Source organism: Streptomyces sp. BRA346 (genome assembly GCF_052851135.1).
The window spans coordinates 1-2,005 of record NZ_JAIWIH010000148.1 but is presented as its reverse complement, the minus strand read 5'-3'; the positions used below and the strand labels follow the sequence as shown (position 1 = coordinate 2,005).

Sequence of the window (2,005 nt, the reverse complement as noted above, 5' to 3'; positions counted from 1 at the left end):
CGCCCCGACACCACGCCGCGAAAGCAGCAGCAGATCACGAACACCATGCACGACCACCAGATGCCGAGCCACCACCGCACCCAAACCACCCGTACCACCAGTCACCAGCACCGTGCCCTTGTCCCAGGGTGTCGCCGGGACGCCCTCGTCCGCGGCGGGAACGGTCATCCGTACGATCCGGGGCAGGCGGACCCGCCCCTCGCGCACCGCGAACTGGCTCTCGTCGGATTCGGCCGCGTACACCGCCAGAGCCCGGTAGGAGTCCGGCTCGCCATCCACATCGGCCAGCGCGAATCGGCCCGGGTGCTCGCTGATCGCCGACCGCACCAGACCCCATACGCCCGCACTCGCGAGGTCCAGTTCACTCGCGTCGGCAGCATCCAGCGCGACCGCGCCCGTGGTCGACACCACCAAGCGCGAATCCTCCAGACACTTCTCAGCCAGCCACGTCCGCATCGCCGCCAGCACACCAGCAACCCCACCAATGAGATCACCAGGATTCGCCGCCACCGGCAGGACCACGGTGCCGGGAACCGAAGCGCCCCCGGCCACGGCAGCGGTCAGCGCTCCCAAGTCCTGGTAGTTCGTCACCGCGACACCGGCGGCACGCCACCCGTCCTCGACCTGCGCATCGGTGCCGAGGACGGCCCAGTCGCCGAGGTCGCCCGGCTCGGCCGGAGCCGACGCCGAAACCCAGTCCAGCCGGAACAGATCCTCCGTGGGCGCAGAACCCGCCCGGGCGAGGTCTGCTGCGGTAACCGGTCGCAGTACCAGCGAGTCGATGTCGGCCACCGGCTGACCAGCGGCGTCGGCCACGCGCAGCCTGTACTCGCCGGATCCTCGCGGCGACAGCCGCACCCGTACGGCCGAGACACCGACGGCAAACAGCGACACGCCGGACCAGAGGAACGGCAGCATCGCGCCCTCAACCTCCGGAGTCTGGAGCCCGACGGCGTGCAGCACCGTGTCCAGCAGCGCCGGATGCACACCGTACGCCGACGCCTCCGCAGCCACCTCCTCCGGCAAGGCCGCCTCCACGAACACCTCACCGCCACTCACCCACACGTTCCGCAAGCCCCGGAACGCCGACCCATAGACCAACCCCGCACCGGCCAGCCGCTCATACAGCCCCTCCAGCGCAACCGGCTCCGCACCGGCAGGCGGCCACACACCCAGATCCCAGTCGGCGACGACAGGCTCGACCGTGACAGTGCCAGTGGCATGCAACGTCCACGGCCGATCAGCCGAGGCACCCTCCGGGCGCGCATACACCCGCAGCGAACGCCGCTCCTCACCGGGCTCCGGCGCATCAACACTGAGCTGCACCTGAACAGCGCCGTCCTCCGGAAGGACCAGCGGCGCCTGCAAGGTCAACTCCTCTACACGGCCGCAGCCGACCCGGTCACCCGCCTGCACCGCAAGCTCAACGAACGCAGTGCCCGGCACCAACACCGAACCCGCCACCACGTGATCAGCCAGCCACGGATGCGACCGCACCGACAACCGCGACGTCAACAACACCGCATCCGAACCCGCCACCGCAACCGCAGCACCCAACAACGGATGCCCCGCCGCACCCAGACCCAAGCCGCTCGCATCGGTACCCGGCCGGACAGCCCCCATCCAAAAACGCTGCCGCTGAAACGCATACGTCGGCAGATCCACTCGTCGCGCAACGGTCCCGGCGAAGACGGCGGACCAGTCCACCTTGCCGCCCCGTACGAACATCTCGGCCACGGCGGTCAGCACGGTGTCGGCCTCTTCGCGCCCCTTGCGCAGCACCGAAACCGCAGTGGACCCTTCGGACCGCGCGAGCGCGGTCAGCACGGGGTCCGGACCGATTTCGAGCAGTCGGGTCGCGCCCTGCTCGCCTGCGGCGGTCCGGAGCGCTTCATGGAAGCGGACCGGCTCGCGCACCTGGCGGACCCAGTAGGCGGGGGTCGTCCAGTCAGAATCTGCGAGCGGCCGACCCGTGACGGTGCTGACCGCTGTGAGCACCGGCTGC

At 70.1% G+C, this 2,005-nt stretch carries 1 protein-coding gene; it reads right to left on the bottom strand.

The features are described from left to right. Positions 1 to 1,917, bottom strand: a 1,917-nt coding sequence (locus LCH29_RS43830) for a polyketide synthase dehydratase domain-containing protein (RefSeq protein WP_446467265.1), incomplete at its 3' end; no start/stop codon positions are given. Positions 1,918 to 2,005: the final 88 nt, after the last annotated feature.